General features: G+C 60.1%; 12 protein-coding genes and 3 pseudogenes. 9 read left to right on the plus strand and 6 right to left on the minus strand.

Annotation, left to right across the window (positions count from 1 at the left end):
* Window positions 1-18: 18 nt before the first annotated feature.
* The 3 genes from GGD40_RS26910 to GGD40_RS26920 all read right to left on the minus strand — a co-directional run bounded on the left by GGD40_RS26910 (window position 19) and on the right by GGD40_RS26920 (window position 3,819).
* A complete protein-coding gene (locus GGD40_RS26910; protein ID WP_179745696.1) occupies window positions 19-1,521 on the minus strand; it encodes an efflux transporter outer membrane subunit in 1,503 nt (500 codons plus the stop codon).
* Between the two features lie 39 nt (window positions 1,522-1,560).
* On the minus strand, window positions 1,561-1,998 hold the full coding sequence (locus GGD40_RS26915) for a MarR family winged helix-turn-helix transcriptional regulator (protein ID WP_179711510.1): 438 nt from the start codon (window positions 1,996-1,998) through the stop codon (window positions 1,561-1,563).
* Window positions 1,999-2,130: 132 nt separating this feature from the next.
* On the minus strand, window positions 2,131-3,819 hold the full coding sequence (locus GGD40_RS26920; RefSeq protein WP_179747064.1) for a hypothetical protein: 1,689 nt from the start codon (window positions 3,817-3,819) through the stop codon (window positions 2,131-2,133).
* A 341-nt stretch (window positions 3,820-4,160) separates the two neighbouring features.
* Here GGD40_RS26920 and GGD40_RS26925 point away from each other — a divergent pair, with 341 nt between their 5' ends.
* The 5 genes from GGD40_RS26925 (at window position 4,161) to GGD40_RS26945 (ending at window position 13,357) form a co-directional block, all read left to right on the plus strand.
* A complete protein-coding gene (locus tag GGD40_RS26925) occupies window positions 4,161-5,831 on the plus strand; it encodes an alkaline phosphatase family protein (RefSeq protein WP_257030594.1) in 1,671 nt (556 codons plus the stop codon).
* 276 nt (window positions 5,832-6,107) lie between these two features.
* Window positions 6,108-7,031: a class I SAM-dependent methyltransferase gene (locus GGD40_RS26930; protein WP_179711506.1), complete on the plus strand. Its 924-nt coding sequence runs from the start codon at window positions 6,108-6,110 to the stop codon at window positions 7,029-7,031.
* Between the two features lie 450 nt (window positions 7,032-7,481).
* Window positions 7,482-9,071: a ShlB/FhaC/HecB family hemolysin secretion/activation protein gene (locus GGD40_RS26935; protein WP_257030595.1), complete on the plus strand. Its 1,590-nt coding sequence runs from the start codon at window positions 7,482-7,484 to the stop codon at window positions 9,069-9,071.
* Window positions 9,072-9,090: 19 nt separating this feature from the next.
* Window positions 9,091-12,576, plus strand: coding sequence for a beta strand repeat-containing protein (locus GGD40_RS26940; protein WP_179745697.1), 3,486 nt, complete (start codon window positions 9,091-9,093; stop codon window positions 12,574-12,576).
* A 10-nt stretch (window positions 12,577-12,586) separates the two neighbouring features.
* On the plus strand, window positions 12,587-13,357 hold the full coding sequence (locus GGD40_RS26945) for a FecR family protein (RefSeq protein WP_179745698.1): 771 nt from the start codon (window positions 12,587-12,589) through the stop codon (window positions 13,355-13,357).
* Window positions 13,358-13,393: 36 nt separating this feature from the next.
* Here the strand turns inward: GGD40_RS26945 and GGD40_RS26950 are convergent, their stop codons facing one another.
* Window positions 13,394-14,317, minus strand: coding sequence for a LysR family transcriptional regulator (locus GGD40_RS26950; protein ID WP_179745699.1), 924 nt, complete (start codon window positions 14,315-14,317; stop codon window positions 13,394-13,396).
* A 171-nt stretch (window positions 14,318-14,488) separates the two neighbouring features.
* Here GGD40_RS26950 and gltP point away from each other — a divergent pair, with 171 nt between their 5' ends.
* The 4 genes and pseudogenes from gltP to GGD40_RS26970 form a co-directional block, all read left to right on the plus strand.
* On the plus strand, window positions 14,489-15,814 hold the full coding sequence (gltP, locus tag GGD40_RS26955; protein ID WP_179745700.1) for a glutamate/aspartate:proton symporter GltP: 1,326 nt from the start codon (window positions 14,489-14,491) through the stop codon (window positions 15,812-15,814).
* A gap of 30 nt (window positions 15,815-15,844) precedes the next feature.
* Window positions 15,845-17,170 (plus strand): aminotransferase class V-fold PLP-dependent enzyme, encoded by a 1,326-nt coding sequence (locus GGD40_RS26960; protein WP_179745701.1) that lies wholly within the window; start codon window positions 15,845-15,847, stop codon window positions 17,168-17,170.
* Between the two features lie 486 nt (window positions 17,171-17,656).
* Window positions 17,657-18,400 carry a type IV toxin-antitoxin system AbiEi family antitoxin domain-containing protein gene (locus tag GGD40_RS26965; protein ID WP_179745702.1) on the plus strand — a complete coding sequence of 248 codons (744 nt, stop codon included), beginning with the start codon at window positions 17,657-17,659 and terminating at the stop codon, window positions 18,398-18,400.
* A gap of 585 nt (window positions 18,401-18,985) precedes the next feature.
* Window positions 18,986-19,234 (plus strand): annotated as a pseudogene (locus GGD40_RS26970) (ISNCY family transposase); the annotation flags it as partial.
* A gap of 7 nt (window positions 19,235-19,241) precedes the next feature.
* On the opposite strand, the pseudogene GGD40_RS37045 reads toward GGD40_RS26970, so the two are convergent.
* Together GGD40_RS37045 and GGD40_RS26975 are read right to left on the minus strand one after the other, a co-directional pair.
* Window positions 19,242-19,443: pseudogene (locus GGD40_RS37045) on the minus strand (hypothetical protein); the annotation flags it as partial.
* Window positions 19,444-19,622: 179 nt separating this feature from the next.
* A pseudogene (locus GGD40_RS26975) lies at window positions 19,623-19,850 on the minus strand (IS110 family transposase); the annotation flags it as partial.
* Between the last annotated feature and the right edge of the window lie 57 nt (window positions 19,851-19,907).

Raw genomic sequence — 19,907 nt, forward strand, 5'->3', positions numbered from 1 at the left:
ATGGTTCTCCTCTACGCTTCAATGGGTAGCGACGGGGTTGGTTTGTGCAACGGATGTCGTGCCGTTCCGGCTGCTCTCGCTCGTATCGGTGTAACCGCCACCCAGCGCCACGGCGAGCGCGATCTGCTGATCGCGGCGGTTCATCTTCAGATTGGCGACGGCCTGATCGGCGGCTAGCGCGTTCACGTCCGCGCTGAGCACCGTCAGTTGATTCGTGAGACCAGCCTTGTATTGCGTGATCGCGAGCCGGTCGGCGCTGCGCGCGGCGTCTTGCGCGGCTTGGGCGTCGACGAGTTGCGCGTCGGTCGAGCGCACCTGCGCGAGTTGCGTGGCGACCTCGGAGAGCGCCGTGACCAGCGTTTGGTTGTAGACGCCGACGGCATAGTCGAAGTCGGCGTAGCGGCCCTTCAACTGCGCACGTAACGCGCCGCCGTCGAAGATCGGCAGATGGATCGCGGCGCCCGCCGACTCCGTGCGGCTCGCCGCCGTCAGCAGACGGCCGAAGCCGAACGCGTCGAGGCCGGTCGCGGCGCTCAGGTTGATGTCCGGATAAAACTCGGCCTTCGCGACTTTGACTTCGTGCGTGATCGCATCGACGCGCCACCGCGCGGCGGTCAGGTCCGGACGGCGGCTCACGAGATCGGCCGGCAAGTTGTCCGGCAGTTGCACTGCATCGCCGATGCCGAGCGTCGGACGCGCGATCGCGAGACCACGGTCCGGACCGGCGCCGAGTAGCGCCGCCAGTTGATAGCGCGTGGTGACGATGTTGCCGTCGATCGAGGACAACGCCGCACGACTCGTCGCCAGATTCGCCTGCGCGGTTTTGCGTTCCACCTCGGTATCGAGACCCGTCGCGATACGGCCGGCGGTGATGCGGTCGATCTGTTCGCGCTGGCCGACTTCGTCCGCCGCGATGTCGCGCAGCACATAAAGACGCGCCAACTGGTTGTACGAACGGGCGATCGACGCATCGAGCGTGAGCCTGACGACTTCGCCGTCGGCCTCGCTAGCCTGCAGTTGCGACATCGACGCCTTCAGCGCTTCGCGATTCTTGCCCCACAGATCGAGATCGTACGAAGCGCTCAGCAGCCCCTGGTTCTCCGACTGCCACGAACCGGCGTACGGCGGCGGAACGAGCGCCGTCGACGAATACTGCTGACGCGTGTACGAGTAGCTTGCGCCGACCTGCGGCAGCGTGTTCGCCTTCGCCGTCTCCGTGTAAGCCGAGGCGGCGGCAATCCGGGCGCGCGCCTGTTCGAGCGTCGGACTGCCCTTCAGCGCTTCGGCGAGCAACACCTTCAGTTGCGCATCGCCGAACTGGTCGGCCCAGCCGGCAGCGGGCCAGTGCCCGGCTTCGGCCGGCAGGCTTTGCTGCGTCGCGAAACTTTGTGGCTGGGCCATTTGCTGGTCGCTGTGAATGCCGGCGTAGTTCGCACACGCCGACAGCACCGCCGCAAAGATCGCCGTCAGGCCGAGCTTCGCCGCCGACATCACATTTTTCCTATTTAATTGCATGTACATTTTCTGACCTGTCAGATAATTGGGCAAAAAAAATGAGGTTCAATCCGCAACGAACTTGAACAGCAGGCGCTGCAGTTCCTTGAACTCGGCTTTCGTAAAGTGCTTCAAGCGATTGTTGAGCACGACCGGTGCAACCTCGGGAATGCGATTCGCCACTTCCTCGCCTTCGTCCGTGAGGCTCAGATTGACCACCCGACGATCCTCGACACTGCGCGAGCGCGCCAGCAGCCCTTTGCCTTCGAGCTTGTCGAGCATGCGCGTCATCAGGCCGGTGTCGATGGCCAGCAGCTTGGCCAGCTCGAACGGCGTGGTGGCCATGCCGCGGTGCATGGCAAGCACAACACCCATTTGCTGGCTGTTGATATCGAGGTCTTTCAACGCCGCGTCCATTTCTGCGATCAGAATGTTGCGCGCCTTGTTGATCGCGAAGCCGACGCTTTGGTCTGGTGAAAAGCTGTCCTTCGAGTAGTGTCCCATGGTGTCGATCCCTCGATGGCTACTGCGGAATCGCAGTGATTGACCGAACATTATCTGCACAATCAGATAATGTCAATAAGAAATAACAGGTAGGGATGCGCGATGGCGCATCCCTACCTGCTAGCAGACAACTCAGAAGCGATGGTCCTGATCCGTACCGGGCGTAAACGACACGCCGCGCAATACTTCTGCAAACCCCGCGCGGCGCAACGTCGCGAATTTCTCTCGTTGCGCGCCGCTTGCCGTGGCATTCCCGAGGATGTCGCGCACGACCACCAGTTGATTCGGATCCGCGCCAACGTCGCCATTGCCGCTAATCGTCGACGTAATGGCCCAGATCGTGACCGTGCCGTCTTCCTCGACGCGCCCCATGAGGTTACGCAACCCATCGGTCGCAGGCGCCCATGGCAGTCCGGTTGCCGCATTGGACCCGGTGGGATAGCCCTGCACCGTGTACTGCTGGCCCAGGTTCAACCCCGCTTGCAGCGTGTACGCAAGGGTCCACTTTTTCGCGCCGGCGTTGTACACCCATTTTTGAAGACCCGCACCGGTCTGGGCGGCGGCATGCGTGTACAGGTCGGCGCCGCCCGTATAACCATCTCCTTCGTCGGCGACATAGAGGGTATTGGCATTGGCGAACCAGAGGCCGAACGGATCGGACAGCGTGGTGGCCTTCTTGTTCGGCGTCGAGGGGAAGCCGGCGAGCACGCACAGATTGCCCGGCAATCCGGTGGTCTGCAGCGTGGCGGGGTCATACGCAAGCGGCGTGGTGGGTAACGCCGCATTGGCAGCCGGCACCCCCACACCCGAAGGACAGGCTTTGCCGGTGGTATCCACGAAGTAGACCGTGTTCACACCGTTGCTGCCGCTGCCCTTCGAAAAGTACAGCACGTTGTTGAACACCGTCATGCCACGAAAATTGTCGTCCTTACCGATCTTGTCGGCCGGCGCGCCGAGTTCAGTGACCGAAAAGCTGGCGACCGGCGTCGGCGTTCCCGGGTTTTGCTGTGCTTCGTGCTGCTTCGTCGCGTCGATCAGTTGAGCACCGGCACCGAGGATGACACCGTTGGGCTGCGGATTGGAACCGTTGCCCGCATTGCCGGCGGTGTAGAAAATGTCTTGCCCATTGCGATTGTTAAGAATCGCGGAGCGGCCATTGTTGCCGCTATACGCGTTCGTTTCGGTAAAGCGGAAGTGTCCGTCGCGATCGACGCGCGCTACAGCGCGATAAAAGCTCTGCCCCACCGGATTGGTCGGGTCCACGGCGCCAGGGGTATTCGAGTTCGAAACGTCCAAGGTATTGACCGGCGCGACATAGCCCATGAAGGTCAGGTACTTGCCGTCGGTCGAAAGATGCAGACCCAGTTCCGATTTGGAACTGAAGCTGGTGACAAGCTGATCAGCTCCGGACTGTTTGTCCAGGCTGTTCGGCACTTCGAGCGAACTCACGCGCTCGCCTGACGGCGTCATCTGGTCCAGAAAGATTCGCGACGTGATGCCGAAGCTGCCGTCGTAGGCATCGTTGTTCCACACATAAGGATAGGTGCCGTCGCTCGGCGCGCCGGTAGCCGGGGAACAGCCTCCCTGCGTATTGGCGCAATTCGGCGGCAAAACACTGCCCGCCTGCACATTGCTCGACAGATTGTCGTACACGCTGCGACTGACAACCAGCAAGCCCGGTTCGAAGCGACCTCCACCACGAAATTCGGATTGCTGCGCATGTGCGCTCAAGCTGACGGCGCAGACCGCCAGGGCGATTGTCGTCGCTCGCGGAATGGATGCTGCGCCGTGAATCATCTTGCGAACGGAAGTCGTTTTCATCATTAGTCTCCGGACCGATTGAGGGATTTATTCGCAGACGGAATAGCAGGTCAAGCGCGCACACCGTAGCAACGCTTGATGAAAAATTGATTGCAATGGCTTCAGTGCAAACCCGAATCATTCATCTGCGAATCGATTGTTCTTCCGCCATTTCAAGGTTCACACAATGCTTAAGGAAACCTGAAGAATTGCATTTTGTTACTCACTCTATTTATTCGATTTTCCAGGCGCCATTACGTTATTCAATCGAAAGAAGAGTTTCATCCGAGCGACTTAATTCCAATGCACATTCACCGCCTATTACGCAATATTTCTCGGCCATTACGAAAGGAGCGGACACGATGACGATCAGGAAATCGATGCGGGCACAGGGCGCGATTGGCGCCGCTGCGATCCTGCTTGCGGCACTGCACGCGCAGAGTGCTGTGGCGAGCGACGAACGCGACAGTCACCACGACCACGAGGCAGTGAAGCATGTGCTGCTGATAAGTTTCGACGGCCTGCACGAGCAGGACGTCGCTCGCTGCATCGGATCGAACACGTGCCCCAATCTCGCGCTACTGGCGAGTTCCGGAACGACGTACAGCAACGCCCATACACCGGGCCTATCGGATTCGTTTCCGGGTCTGGCCGCGCTGGTGACCGGTGGCTCGCCGAAGTCGGCGGGTCTGTTCTACGACGTGTCGTATGACCGCACGCTATACGCACCGTCCGATACGCATTGCACGGGCAAGCAAGGCTGGAATGTCGTATTCGACGAGACCACGGGCATCGACGCGGTGAACGGCGGCGCCTTGACGCATCTCAACGGCGGCGGCACATTCAATCCGCAGGCCATCCCGCACGCATTGGTCAACGGCGTTTGCCAACCGGTTTATCCGCACAACTACCTGAAGACCAACACGGTTTTCGAAGTGATCAAACAGAACGTGAAGGGCGGCCGCACCGCCTGGGCCGATAAGCATGCGTGGGGCTACGACTGGTTGAACGGGCCGTCGGGCACCGGCGTCGACGATCTCTCGCGCACGGAGATCAATTCGATCGATCCGGCGACCAACACGAACTACACCGACCTCTACACGCACACTGAGCAGTTCGACAATCTCCACGTGCAGTCGGTGATCGACGAGATCGACGGCAAGGACTCGACCGGCCAATCCAGCGTGGCCGTCCCTACTGTTTTCGGCACCAACTTCCAGACACTGAGCGTGGCGGAAAAGGCGACCGTTGCGACCGGCGGCGGCTATCTGGACGCGAGCTTTACGCCGGGTCCGCAGGTTGCGAATGCGATTACCTATCTGGACAGTTCGTTGGGCCGCATCGTGTCCGAACTCAAACAGCGCAATCTTTATTCATCGACCGCGATCATCGTGACGGCGAAGCACGGGCAGTCGCCGACGGATCATTCGAAGCTGGTGAAGAACGGCGACACGCTCACGAAGCTGCTCGAAGCGAATAATTATCTGGATCCCAACGGCAACTTCGGTCAAGCGAATACGAAGAGCGGCAACCTCAATGACGGAACGGGTCTTGTCGACACCGGCTTTGTGCAGACCGACGACGTCGGCTTGATCTGGTTGCGCGATCAGCGTCAGCTATCGGCGGTCGTGAGGACGCTCAAGGACAACCTGACCTGCAACGCGCCCGGCATCTGCGCGGACGGCCCGCAAGCCTATGTCCTGTACGGTCCGCAGTTGGCAGGCAGGTTCGGCGATCCGGCGCGCGGACGTACGCCTGACATCGTGATACAGCCGAATCCGGGCGTGATCTATACATCGAGTCAGGCCAAGGACGAGGAACACGGCGGCAACGCACCCGACGACAGCCATCTCGGTCTCGTGGTCTACATGCCGCACGCCCATCACGCCGGGCAAACCGTCAACGAGCCGGTACTGACGACGCAGGTCGCGCCCACGATCCTGCGGATGCTGGATCTGAATCCCGATCTGCTGCACTCGGTGGCGATCGAAGGAACGCGCCCGCTCCCCGGTTTCGGTCGCGAACACTTCTAGGCACACACGGTATTTCGCGGCACGTCTCTTGCCCGCGCGTAGTCGAATAGTTAAGACCGCCGCCTGTTTCAGCGCGGCGGTTTTTTTACTGACGTTGCCGGATACGGTCACGCAGTCCGTCTAAATAAGTACGTCTTCAGGTTCTCATAAGCTTATTGCCTTAAATTCACGTACCGACCGTGATGCCCCCCACACTGCCTGTCGACTATGTCGAACAGGTCCGGTCCGTTAGTCATTCGACTTATCCGCTTATGCAATCGACGATGGTCCCTCAACATGAATAGTCGTGTGTCGCAGCCTCAAGCCGATGTGTGGTCCGATTGGCTGCTGCATACTCGCTATGCCGACGATCCGGGCCAGGAGCAAGTCCTCCGCGCCAAACTCGAACAGTATGCAAGCCGCGTTCTGGATGGCGCGTGTCTGACTTCTGGCATGACACTCGCGGACATCGGTGCCGGTGACGGACTGATTGGCTTTAGCGCTATCGACCGTATAGGTCCGTCGCTGCGAGTGCTTCTGACCGATATCTCCGCTCCCCTGCTTCGTCACACGGAAGCCGTCGCGGAACAACGCAACGTTCGGGATCAGTGTGCCTTCATTCAATGCTCGGCTGAATTGCTCGATGGCATCGAAAACGGCTCCGTCGACGCAGCGACGACTCGCGCGGTTCTTGCCTATGTCTCCGACAAGCCGGCCGCCTTGCAGGAGTGTTATCGAATCCTGAAACCCGGTGGCCGTCTATCGATCGCCGAACCGATCATGCGCGACGATGCGATCGAGGCAAGCTCTCTACGGCAATGGGTCGAGGGACTGCCCGACACGGCGGGGGACAATTTCCTCCACCTGCTTCATCGCTGGAAATCCGCTCAGTTTCCCGACACCGAAGCAAAGATAGCGGCGAGTCCCATAGCAAACTACGGCGAACGCGATCTGGTCCGCTTCGTGTTGGACGCAGGGTTCGTGGACGTGCACATGGAGTTCCATATCGATGTGCGCCCTACTGCGGTGACCTCATGGGAAGTGCTGCTTGGCAGCTCGCCTCACCCGTGGGCTCCGCGGCTCGGCGATATTCTCGCGACTCAGTTCACGGCGGACGAACGACATTTCTTCGAACAGATTCTTCGTCCACAAATTGAAGGTCGTCAATTGGTGACTGCCGAGCGCACCGCTTACCTTACCGCGCTAAAACCGCCTGGCTGACGTGATCGGCTATTTCAACGCCTCGACCTGAGGCGGCATCTGGGCGGCGCATCAATTGTCTGACGAAACAAATTCTGCGACGCGCTAGCGCAAACGCGGTCCCGAACGCATGACGCTGTTGACCTCCGGAATACTCATCGATCTCGTTTGACGCCCCGAACTTGCGCCCTCTTTGGCATTGAGCGCCGATCAAATGCACATTATTTGATCAGCCGCTATCAAGTACCTGTTATGCATTGCCGATAACTGAAACGAAGGGGCGTTACGGCGTTGCGACAGCAATGCGTAGCCGAGCCGGTAGTGAGCGAACTTACCGGCCAGGGGGACCCTATAACAGATCGAGACGATGGTTGCCGTGCAACGACGGGCGCCTGCTTATCGTCCGGAAAAAAGCGGACATAAAGAGTCATGAAGCGACGCTTGATGCAATGCCTGTCGGGAATGGCATTGATGGCTGCAGCCGCCAGTGCCACGGCCGACGACGGCTTCACTATCACGCGTTTCGAGGTGGAGGGGAACAGTCTGCTGCCGGCTGACGAGGTGCAGCACCTGTTGCAACCCATGAGCGGACCTCACCGCGTCTACGGCGACATTCAGCACGCGCTCGAAGCGCTGGAAAGTGCCTATCGCAAAGCGGCCTACACGGCCGTGCAGGTCAGCGTGCCTGAGCAGGAGCTGACCAGCGGCATCGTCAGAATCCAGGTGACCGAAAACCGCATCGGCAAGATTACCGTGACGGGCAACCGGCATTTCAGCGACAAGAATGTTCTCGCCGGGCTGCCGCCGCTGCGCAGCGGCCAGTCGCCGAACCTGCGCGCCATCTCTGAAGCCGTGCAACTGAGCAACGACAACCCGGCCAAGCAGGTCGGCGTGACGCTAAGCAGCGGCAACGAACCCGGCACGGTCGACGCCGAAGTCAAAGTGACAGACGAAAATCCGCTGCACGTGTTCGCGACGGTCGACAATTCCGGCGCGGCCTCCACCGGCCGCTGGCGCACCGGCGTCGCCATTCAGGACGCCAATCTGTTCGATCTCGATCAGGTCGGCACGCTGGCGTACACGACATCGCCCGATAGCCCGAGCGGCGTGCGGGTCAACGTCTACTCCGTGGGCTATCGGATTCCGCTGTATCGCCTCGGCGACAGCCTTGAATTTCTCTACGGCAAGTCCAGCATCAACACACCGAGCTCGTCGCCGACGCTCGGCGGGCTGCTTGGCTTCACCGGCAAAGGCGACATCTACGGTTTCCGGTGGAACCACTTCTTCGCCCGCCGTGGCGAGACCACCAGCAAGCTGGTAGTCGGCCTCGACTACAAGAAAATCGATTCGACCTGCAACGTCAACGGAGTCGAGATCAGCACCGCCGGACCGACGCCGCCGGTCGCGTCGTGCGTGCCCTACACCACCGTGCCGCTCAGCCTGACGTATGTCAGTCAGACTCGCAGCATCGGACAAAGCATCGATTACGACCTCGGCATCTCGCGCAATCTGGCGACCGGCTCGCAATACACCAACACCGACGGCCGCACCGATCGCTATTCGTATCTGACGCCGGGCAGCCGCGATACCGTCGACGGCTTCATGATCCTGCACGGCGACGCGTCGATCACCCGGAGCTTCGCCAACGATTGGCAGTGGCGTCTGGCCAGCTCCGCGCAGGCCACCAGAAATCCATTGGTGTCGTCGGAGCAGTTCGGTCTGGTCGGCATGTACGCCGTGCGCGGCTTCACCGAGCGCGCGGTGACCGCCGACAGCGGCGTGTTCTTCAATGCCGAGCTCTACACGCCGCAACTCGTCAGCGCAGGCAATCTGCGTCTACTGGCTTTCGTCGACTACGGGCATGGTCATAACAGCCATGTCGGCAGCAGCGGGATTCCGGCCAACCTGAACGTGTCGAGCATGGGGGTTGGCGCGCGCTACGTCTTTGGCCGCAACGTCAGCCTGCGGCTGGACGTTGCGCGAGTCGACGCGGCCGGCCATTCACTCACCGAGAAGCGCGGCGACATTCATGCCGATGTCAGCGCGAGCCTGGGCTTTTGATATGACAAGTCGAACTCAATTGAACAGACCGGCTGCCGACGCCTCATCGGGTATTGAAGCACGCGTTCCCTCGCTGACAGCGCTAGCGCTCGCCGCCATTCTCGTGACGTGGAATATCCCATCGATGGCGGCAGCGCCCGCAGCCAATGCGTTGCCGACCGGCGGCACCGTGACCTACGGCACCGCCTCGATCACGCAAGCGGGCAACACGCTCAACATCAACCAGAGCAGCGGGTCGGCGATTGCGAGCTTCGGTACGTTCAGCATCGGCGCTAACGCAGTGGTCAACATCAACCAGCCAGGAGTGACCTCGTCGTTCCTCGCGAGAGTGACCGGTTCGGATCCTTCGCAGATCTACGGCCTGCTCAGGTCCAACGGCATGGTCGCGCTGATCAATCAGAACGGCATCCTGGTCGGCCCGTCCGGCGTGGTCGACGTATCTCGGTTCATTGCCAGCACGCTCAACATCAGCGATAGCAATTTTCTGGCGGGACGGCTGACGTTCAATGCCGGCAGCGTGGCGGGCGGTGTCGAGAATCAAGGCGTCATCAAGACGGCCAGCGGCGGCAGCGTCTATCTGGTCGGCGCCGACGTCAAGAACAGCGGCACGATCACCAGTTCGAACGGCGAGGTGCTGCTGGCCGCCGGACAGACCGTGCAACTGGTCGACACCGGTACGCCGGGTGTGACGGTCAACGTGACCGGCACCAGCGGCAACGTCACGAACCTCGGCAACATCGCGGCGGAAGCGGGGACGATCGGCGCGGCGGCCGGCCTGATCAACAATAGCGGCACCCTCAACGCCAGCAGCGTGGTGAGTCAGGGTGGCCGGATCTTCCTGCGCGCCTCGCAAAACCTGACCACGACGGCAAGCTCCAGCATTACCGCGGACAGCGCGACCCAGGGCGGCAACGTCACGCTGTATTCGGACAAGATTGCGTATCTCGATGGCATGATCTCCGCAGTCGGCCATGCGGGACAAGGGGGCTACGTCGAGACCTCGGGCAAGCAGTCGCTCGACGTCGTGAAGCTACCGACGGTCGGCACGGGTGGCGAGTGGTACATCGATCCGTTTTCTCTCGACGTGGTGGCGGGGAGCGACAACAATGTGACCACCACAGGTAGCGCGATCACCTCTGTGGGTTCGGGCTCCACCATCCAGGCGAGCACGGTGGCGAGCATGCTCAACAGCGGCGCCAACGTCGTCCTCGCCGCGGGCGCCGACGGCACAGCGGTCGGCGGCGACATCACGGTGAGCGCCGCCATCAACAAAACCAGCGGCTCTGCGGCGTCCCTGACGCTGAACGCCGACGGCAACATCAACATCAACGCCAATATCACCAGCACGTCGAACACGCTCGGCCTGAACCTCAACACCAACGTCAACGGCATTGAAAGCGGCACCCACACCGTGACGGTCAGCAATGCCACGTTGGGCCTCAACGGCGGGGCGCTGACCGTGAGCGACGGCAGCGGCAATGTCGGCAACGGCAATCTGGTGGTGGGCAGCGGCGGTACGTTATCGCTGAATAACGCCGCCCTGAGCGCCGGCTCGTTCGTCAACACCGGAACGGCCACGTTCGCCAACGTGACGGGATCGATCGGCAACGTCAACAATCAGGGCAGCCTGTCGATCACCTCGGGCAGTGCCCTGAACGGCGAGACACTCGTCAATACCGGCAATCTCGCGCTGAGCAGCGCAACCCTGGGTTTCGGCACGTTCACCAACGACACCGGCGGACAACTCTCCGGCAACGGCACGATTTCGGTGGCGTCCGGCACGGGCGTCCTGCTCAACAACGGCACCGTCTCGCCCGGCGGCGACGGCACGATCGGTTCGCTGTCTATTACCGGCGGCTATAGTCAGAGTTCGAGCGGCACGCTGCTGATCGACGTCGCCAGTGCCAGCAGCTACGACACGCTCAACTATTCCGCGACGTCCCTCTCGCTGGGCGGGACGCTGCAAACCAATCTGCTGGGTGGCTATGTCCCGACGTTGGGGACGACCTTTGCCGTTATTTCAGGTCCTGTGAGTAGTACCGCGCCCGGTGTATTTCGTCATGTCCTCGGTAACGTGATCGACAGCAGCGGCGCGCTGGAAATGATCAAACCGGTTTACAACAGCGCCGGGCCGGGTTTGTCGCTGGCGATGGCGGGATCGGAGACCATCACTTATACGGGCGCCGCCGAGAGTCTGTGGGGCAACACGTTTTTCTGGTCCACCGGTTACTTCCCGACCGCCATTGACAACGTCATCGTGGCGGCTGGCGGACGGCTGGCGCATGGCACCTACGACGGCGTCGATACCGTCAACAGCATCACATTCAACACCGGTTCGAATCTGTACCTGTCCGGCGGTACGCTGAACGTGACCAACATCCGCGGCAATGGCAGCGTGGCTGCCGGCGGCGGCGTGCTGGGTTATACCGGCATCGTGAATCTGGGTGCGCTGTCGTTGACCAACGGCGGGAGCGTCGTCGGCAGCGGCAGCGGTTCGCAACTCAACGTGACCGGCAGCTTTGCGCAAAACGGCGGCTCGATCTCGACCAGCGGCGATATGTCTGTGACGCAGAGTACCGGCGACCTGGTGGTCGGCGACATCACCGCGCGCAACCTGACATTGAACGCAGCAAGCGGCGTGGTAGCGCAACAAACCTCTCCGCTGCACGTCACGCAACAGTTGAGCACGTCGTCCGCCAACGGCACGACGCTGACGCTTGCAGGCAATCAGATCGCCGGTATTTCCGCCAGCAATACCGGTGCCGGCGATATCGCGATCGTCGATAACCTCAACACGTCGGACGCCAGCGCGGTGAACGTCAGCCGCGTCACGAATGCCGGGGGCAATGTCAGCGTCAACAACACGGGGGCGATGATCGTCGGCGTAGGCGGTGTCAATGCGACCGGCGGCATCGTTCTGTCCGTCGCCAACACCAACGCGCCGACCGACAATCTCACCCTCGACGGCGTGCTCACCTCCGCGGGGATGAACATCAATTCGTCCGCCGGCAACAACATCGCGGTCAATGCGAACGTGGCGACATCGGCGCCTGGGTTGGCCACCTTCACGGTCGTCAATGGCCGCGTGACGTATGCGCCTGGCGTCAGTATCTCGGACGCCAGTGGCACGGTCGTGCCGGTGGCGGTTGTGACTCCGCCCGTCGTAACGCCGCCGGTTGTGACGCCGCCTGTCGTGACGCCTGTCGCGCCCGTGAACCCAGCGTCGCCTGCCACGCCCCCCACTTCTGCGTCCTCGCAAACGGTGGCATCCGCCGTTACGCAAGCGGTCACGCCAACATCGAATGCTGTCGTTCAAGCTGTGACGTCGACACAGAACGTCGGCGCGACGGTCGTACCGACTACACAGCCGACTAGCGCCAGCAGTACGTCCGCCGCCGAAACCATGACGGTGGGTGGGGACCCGGGCACGTTCGGCGGGTCCGACACGACGACAGGTTCGAGCCAAAGCACCAGCAAAGCCGCCACCAAAATGTATTGCAACTGACATCCCGGCCATGAAACAGACCATCAAGCAAATCCATCGGCATGGCCCTACGATGTTCCGGCTCTCGCGGCAATGCCTGTTTCTGCTGGCTACGCTGGGCGGCAGCAGCGTGGCCTACGCGCAGGCGGTGGGGACAGTGACCCATCTGTCCGGCGTGCTGACAGTGAAACACGCCGACGGCAGCACCGCGCTGCTCGCGATCAAGTCGTCGATCGCGCAGGGCGACACACTGGTCACCGAGGCGAACACGTACACCCGGGTCAAGTTTGTCGATAACGGCGAGATGGCGTTGCGGCCGTCTTCGCAGGTGGCCGTCAAAAGTTATGTGTACGACGTGGATCGCCCGGAGAACGACCGTGTAGCGATCCAACTGATTAGCGGCGGACTGCGCTCGGTCACCGGGCTGATCGGCAAGCGCAACCATGATGCGGTGAGCTTCGACACACCGACGGGCGCTATCGCTGTACGCGGCACCAACTTCGGCGCCATGTTTTGTCAGAACGATTGCGGCGGCGTACCGACACCGAACGGGGCTACGCCGCAGAATGGTCTTTATGTCGACGTGTCGCAAGGCGCCGTGATGGTCGCCAATTCGGGCGGCCAGCAGGTCTTTCAGGTCGGCCAGTTCGGCTATGTGGCGAGCGCGACGACGCCGCCTGTGGTGCTGCCGCCGTCACAAGGCATACCGGTTACGATGCCGTTGTCGATCAGCAAGAATGCCCCGGCGGCGGGTAGTACGGCCGGCGGTGCGGCGGGTGGAGTGGATTGTGTGGTGCAGTGAGGCATGCCCGCAAAAGACAGCGAACCCTCGCGCCATCTAGCCTGACGCCCCATGTTCCGCCTGATCGAAAAGGTTGGAATTGAAATCGCACGTTTGCGCGGCCAATCTCGCCACGGCTGAGCTTAGCGACTGTACCTGGTCACCTCGATGCATCGCGATGTACTTGATGGGTGGCAGCGCGGGCCGCGTGCGCACCTCAACGAGTGCGCGTCGTTCAAGCATGCGCGACAGGCACGCCTTGGGCAAATAGCTGACGCCGAGCCCAGAAAGCGTCAGGCCAATCTGTGCGACCAGGCTATTGCTTGCCAGCACCTTCTGCAACGCGACGCCCTGCTCTTGCAGGAAGCGGCTGTAGACGTAGCCCGTGCCGGACAACCCGCCTTGCAGGATCAGCGGGAATTTTCCAATCTCCGAGAGCGGTATCGCGGTCTTCTTCGGCGCGAGACTCGCCGCGCACATCCATGCATTGTCGACCTGACCGACGGGTGTGGTCGCATACGGCTCCGCCTCATTCGTTTGCGGCACGATGATCACGTCGACCGTGGCCGCGCCGAGCCGTTCGCGCAAGGTTGCGTTCAGGTCGACCTCCGCTTCGACCTGAACCTTCGGATACTCGTGCTGAATCGCCGCGATCAGACGCGGAAGCCAGGTGAGCGCCGTGAGTTCCGTTACACCAATGCGGATCTGCCGCACCAGCGATTCTTTCGAACTCATACGATCGACGACCTGGTCACGACGCTCCAGCAACTCCTTCGCATGATCGAGCAACTCCGCGCCTTTCTCCGTGAGACGCGCGGAGCGATACGTGCGGTCGAAGATCGCCAGACCAAACGCACGTTCAAGTTCCTGAACGCGTTTGGAGACGGCAGACTGCGTCGTGTTAAGACGGACCGCAGCGGCTTCGAACGAGCCGAGTTGAACGATCCAGTAAAGCGCTTCCATCTGTTTGAAAGTCAGCATGTCGTGCTCGAACCATGAATTTAAGCGATAGTTTCTCATAGAAAAAAATCGCTTTTTTTGCTTCTTTTGACTACTTAAGGTGTGGTCATCGAGCTTCCAACCGCGCTCGATCGAGGCCGCGCTCGCTAGAAGGCGCCCCGTCCACATCGTCGGTTCGCTTCTGGAGGACGCATGGATTCCACTATTGAAACAGCTCCCGCCGAGCACACGGCACGCAAGCCGCGTGTTGGGCTTGCCTGGCAGATTCTGATTGGGCTCATCGTCGGCATTGTGGTGGGCGTTGTGTTGAATCATTTTCCGCAGCAACGCGAATCTGTCGTCACGGGTCTTTTGCAGCCCGCCGGAGACATCTTTATTCGTCTTATCAAAATGGTCGTCGTGCCGATCGTGTTCACGAGCATGGTCGTCGGGATCGCCGGCGTTGGCGACGGTCGTTCGCTCGGGCGGATCGGTCTCAAGACCTTGATCTATTTCGAAGTCGTCACGACGATTGCCATCGTGCTCGGCCTTGTGCTCGGCAATGTCTTGCAGCCCGGCACCGGCACCGATATGTCCCAGCTCGGTCATACCGACATCGCACGATTTCAGCAGACCTCGCAGCAAACGCAGGGACATCACGGCTTCATGGCGCTGCTGCTCAACATCATTCCCGACAACATCATTACGTCGATGGGACGCGGGGACCTGCTGCCCGTGATCTTCTTCTCCGTTCTGTTCGGCCTTGGTTTGCAGTCGGTGCCGGAGGAATATAGAAAACCCGTACTCGCCACCTTCAAAGGCATCGGCGACACGATGTTCAAGGTCACCGCCATGGTGATGCGTTATGCGCCGATCGGCGTGTGTGCGCTGATTGCGGTGACGGTCGCGAGCTTCGGCTTCGGCTCGCTGCTGCCGCTAATCAAACTGGTGGCCGTCACCTATCTCGCGATCATCCTGTTCGTGGTCTTCGTGCTGGGCGTCACGGCGCGCATCTTCGGCTTCAACCTCTTCACGCTGCTCAAGGTTATCAAGGACGAGTTGATTATCGCGTTCTCGACTTGCAGTTCGGCGACCGTACTGCCGCAGTTGATGCAGAAAATGGAAGACTTCGGCGTACCCAAAAGCATTACCACCTTCGTGGTGCCCACGGGATACACGTTCAATCTCGACGGTGCATCCATCTATCTGGGAATCGGTACGCTGTTCGTCGCTCAACTCTACGGTGTGCACCTGGGTTTGCAAGAGCAATTCGTGCTGGTTTTGACCATGGTAGTCACCTCGAAGGGGGCGGCGGGTGTCCCTGGCTTCATGTTCGTCATCCTCCTGACTACGCTCGCCAGCGCCGGCCTCCCCCTTGAAGGACTTGCGTTCATCGCCGGTGTGGATCGCATCATGGACATGGGACGTACCGCGTTGAACGTGGTCGGCAATGCGCTCGCGCCACTCGTCATCGCCAGGTGGGAAGGACAGTACGACGCGGAGAAAGGCAAAGCCTATCTGGCGTCGCTGGACGCTTGAGTTTCGAACAACACGCAAGGAGCAGGTCACATGAGCAGCAACCAAGGGCAGTTCTTTTCCTCATCCTTCATGGAAGAGATCAAAGCGCGTTTTCATTGGGTCAATCAGGACATGGACGGATGCGAGCGTCTTTTCTTCGACAACGCAGGCGGATCGTTTCGGCTCAAGGCCGCTTCCGAAGCGTTCACCAGCATCGATGCGCTGCCCGATTGCCCCGAGCGCATCCATGAACGCGCGCGGTACCTCCAGGACATTCAGACGCGTGGAGAATCGGATATTCGCCATATTCTCAACGCGCGAGGCGGTAGCGTTTATCTGTCGCTAACCGCGTCCGCCGCCATGTTCGAGATGGTGCGCGCAGTCATGGAAAACACGCCCGGTACGAACGCAGTCACAACGATTCTCGAACACCCATCCTCGTTCGATGCCATGAAGCTCTACTGCGAGCGCACAGGCAAGCAGTTGCGTGTTGCACCGAGCAATCCTGTAACCGGCGGTGTCGATGTCGATGCAATCGTTTCGCTGATCGACGCCGATACCGCGCTGCTGAGTGTGATGTATGCCTCGAACATCTCAGGTGCGAAATTCGACATTGCTTCGATCGTCGAAGGCGTTCGCGCGAAGAACCCCGACTTGTTCATCATCGTCGATGCCGTCCAGCATGCGCCGCACGCGGTGATCGACCTTCAGAAAACGCCGGTCGACGGCATCAACTTCGCACCGTACAAGTTCTTCGGTTGCAGAGGTTCAGGCATCGCGTGGTTGTCAAAGCGGATGGCAGAGTTGCCGCATCATCGGCTCGAAGCAAAAGAGAACGGCGTATGGGAACTCGGCAGTCCCGCCCCAGCGCAGTTTGCGGTAGTGAGCGCGATTGTCGACTACGTCGCGTGGATCGGCGAGCAGGTCAGCGACTCTAGCGATCGGCGAGAACTCTTCGTACAAGGCATGCAGCGCATCGAGAGCCACGAGCGTGCGTTGCTCTCGATGCTTCTCGATGGCGCGGAGGGGCAGCGCGGGCTCAGAGCAATCGACGGCGTGAAGGTGTTCTGGGACCACGCGGATCTGACGGAGCGCGATCTTATCGTGGGCATCGGCTTCGACGGTCTCGATCCCACGGCTGCCGTGCGCGAATACGAAAAACGCGGCGTGACTGTGTATGAGCGCATCGGGACCAGTCCCTATTCGGGACGTATGCTCAGGTCATTTAACCTGGAAGGAGCGGTGCGAATTTCGCCGTTGCATTGCCACGAGCCTCGCGACGTCGCTCGGTTCCTGGCGATCACGGAAGAGCTGGCAAGTGATCGAAAAAAATATACTCGGTCGAGACAGCCCTCGCTAAGTGCCTGTTTTTGCTAGAGCCTCCGAATTCAAATAATTGCTCGCATAACGGTCGGGCCCCTTGTGCGGCGCGCGGCTTCGTTCGTTCTAAAAGCGATAGTCGGTCGAGCCTAGGCCTGTCGGGCGATTCCGAGACTGAACCAAACATTCGTGCCAACGCTTTCACCGCCTCGGTGGATAATCGACGAGCAGGCAGATGCAATCGGCTTCGCGCCCCCCTTACGCCAAGTATGCTTTTCTGTCCGTATTCGATCTGCGCCACCCAATTGCGATGCCCGGCCCGATTGCGTAACGACCGCCAGACCGGCCGCACTTGTGTCGCGCCCGGAATCTGCCATCGTGGACACGTAACTGTGCAGCGCCAGCCCGGTCAAACAATTCGTTCGCACCGGATAGCTGCCCTTGGAGACCATTGACCGCGATGGCAGTTTCGGCGTAATTTAATTGCGGTAATTTCAATTAAAAACCGACTTTTGTCATTTAAACTACGCCCCTGAGGTAGCCTTGAGTGATCGAAAAATCCAGCGCCTGATAAAAAACGCACCGCGCGGACAACCACTTGACCCAGCGATGTTGCGGAGCTTTGAGATAAGCCCGGCCCAAACCACCTACCTTGTTAGCGCGGGGTGGCTCCAACGTTTGTCGAAAGGAGCTTATCTAGTCGCTGGTGATATTGCTTCTGTAGAAGGAATCATCACCTACCTGAGCAGGCGGATTCCCGGACTCCACATTGGAGGCAAAACGGCACTTGACTGGCAGGGAGCCCGGCACAACGTTGCCTTCAGACCCAAGATCACGCTGTGGGGATCGAAAGCCTATCGCTTTCCCGCCTGGATTGAGCAGCACATGCCCTACACATTTCAGACAACGCAGTTGTTTGACGATCAATATCCGGTGACTCAATGGCTACGACCGTTGCCATTCAAAAGCGCACGCGTGTTGGTTTCGGTCCCAGAACTTGCCCTGCTAGAACTTACGAGCGATATTGGGAAGAGGGGTAGAAAAGGACAATCACTGGACGAAGCGGTAAATCTGGCGGACACGTTGCGTAACCTGCGCATCGATGTTCTGATCCCGTTGTTGGAAAATTGCGTCCGCGTAAAAGTCGTAAAGCTGGTGCGCGATTTAGGCCGAAATAGCGGTTACGCTTGGGGAGAAGATCTTCAGAAATACGTAGATCGCCTGAGTCAGGGAAAACGCTGGTCAAGCAAGGGAAAGGACGGGAGGCGGCTTACCTTGAAGCCGTGACGGAGACTCAAAAAAATCCGCGACTCCGACACTTAACGCGATAGCAAGCTTCTCGATATTATCGAGCGAGGTGCTGCGGACACCACGTTCGACAGGGCCAAGAGCTATCGATCAAGACCCGCCTCCGCCGCCAGATACTCGTGCGACCATCTCCGATTGCCACACAAGCTGATAGCCAACGGTTCTCGCGCTCTCGGTGTGACATGTTTGAAAGCGAATCCGACGGTCGCGACGATAACCGGCGTTATCACGGGAACGACTGCGTCGAAACGCGTCGGGCGAAGGCGCCCTCGGTCTATCATTTGACGTAGCGTCGTACGAGACGCTTTTTTCAACCAAGTACCAGGCAGACCCGACACCCTTACGCTGTTTCCGGAAACGTGGCACCCTTCAACGGCTCTACTGTGAACGGCAGGTAGCGCCGCCATCCATTTGGCGAGCTCATCTTCTTGATTCGGATCACTTACGATTTTAATTTATATCAAATTGATGGCGCGGAGTCTCGGGCTAGGGTTTGGGTGGTCGTCCGATCCGCGGGGTGCTGCGTTATTGAGGTGCGCCGTAACACACGTAAAGCGAAAGGCTGTTGGGCTGAGCGTACGGCAGGTCGAGCGGTTGGTGATCCGTTATCGGGCATCGGGCGCCGCCGGATTGTGCTCGGGCCGACGCGACCGGCCGGGCAACCGGAAACTGGATGAAGTCGTCGCTGTGCGGGCCCTCACGATCATCCGTGGGCGGTACGCGGATTTCGGCCCGACGCTGGCCTGCGAGAAGCGGCACGAATGCCACGGCATCACGTTGTCGAAGGAAACGATGTGCCACCTGATGACGGAGGTGTTCGACGTTGAATCGTCTTATGATTGACCGCAATCCCGCGCTGGGCCATTTCGAGATGAGGCAGGCTCAGTGGATACGCTACGTACCTGCGCACGCAGAGCAGCATCACATCAATGCGGACAATGCAACCGGTGGAAAACTTTCGCTACCACCGGATTCTCGTTCTGGTTCGTCGACCACGTCGCGCATTCAAGGCCCGTCAGCATGACAAAGCCAATGGGTTTCGCAGAACCATGGCTGTTGCCTGCGCAACGCCAGTCAATGGTGGCTTATCGCCCGGGCGACCCCGCATCTGCAAACAGGCGGTGGCGCAAAGGGAAGACCCAATCAGAACCATGGCTCTTCACCAGTCGCAATACTGGGCTCGCTCCCCTTGCACCACCTTTCAACCGAAGCAGCGCGTTACCTCAAATGGCTTGTGCTCCCGAAGTATGTGAAAGCAGGCGCGCGCGAGTTTGTGCGCCAGCGCCTTGATCGCGACAATCCCGTTGCGTGCGCGTTTCTTGCGATCGTAAAACCGCCTGGCTTCCGGGCACGAACGAATGGCAAAGTTGGCCGCCTCGACAAACGCCCAGGCCAGATACTTGTTGCCGTTCTTCGTATTGTTGCCGCCGACGTCAAAATGAACCAGTTGCCGACGCATCGATGAGCCGGTCTGCAAGCGCACAAG

Origin of the sequence: Paraburkholderia bryophila, from assembly GCF_013409255.1 — a bacterium.
Lineage (GTDB): Bacteria > Pseudomonadota > Gammaproteobacteria > Burkholderiales > Burkholderiaceae > Paraburkholderia.

Bases quoted from the DNA above. Each gene is read 5' to 3' on its own strand.
- GGD40_RS26910 (WP_179745696.1), bottom strand. From the start codon at position 1,521: ATGTACATGCAATTAAATAGGAAAAATGTGATGTCGGCGGCGAAGCTC.
- GGD40_RS26915 (WP_179711510.1), bottom strand. From the start codon at position 1,998: ATGGGACACTACTCGAAGGACAGCTTTTCACCAGACCAAAGCGTCGGC.
- GGD40_RS26920 (WP_179747064.1), bottom strand. From the start codon at position 3,819: ATGAAAACGACTTCCGTTCGCAAGATGATTCACGGCGCAGCATCCATT.
- GGD40_RS26925 (WP_257030594.1), top strand. From the start codon at position 4,161: ATGACGATCAGGAAATCGATGCGGGCACAGGGCGCGATTGGCGCCGCT.
- GGD40_RS26930 (WP_179711506.1), top strand. From the start codon at position 6,108: ATGAATAGTCGTGTGTCGCAGCCTCAAGCCGATGTGTGGTCCGATTGG.
- GGD40_RS26935 (WP_257030595.1), top strand. From the start codon at position 7,482: ATGGCTGCAGCCGCCAGTGCCACGGCCGACGACGGCTTCACTATCACG.
- GGD40_RS26945 (WP_179745698.1), top strand. From the start codon at position 12,587: ATGAAACAGACCATCAAGCAAATCCATCGGCATGGCCCTACGATGTTC.
- GGD40_RS26950 (WP_179745699.1), bottom strand. From the start codon at position 14,317: ATGCTGACTTTCAAACAGATGGAAGCGCTTTACTGGATCGTTCAACTC.
- gltP (WP_179745700.1), top strand. From the start codon at position 14,489: ATGGATTCCACTATTGAAACAGCTCCCGCCGAGCACACGGCACGCAAG.
- GGD40_RS26960 (WP_179745701.1), top strand. From the start codon at position 15,845: ATGAGCAGCAACCAAGGGCAGTTCTTTTCCTCATCCTTCATGGAAGAG.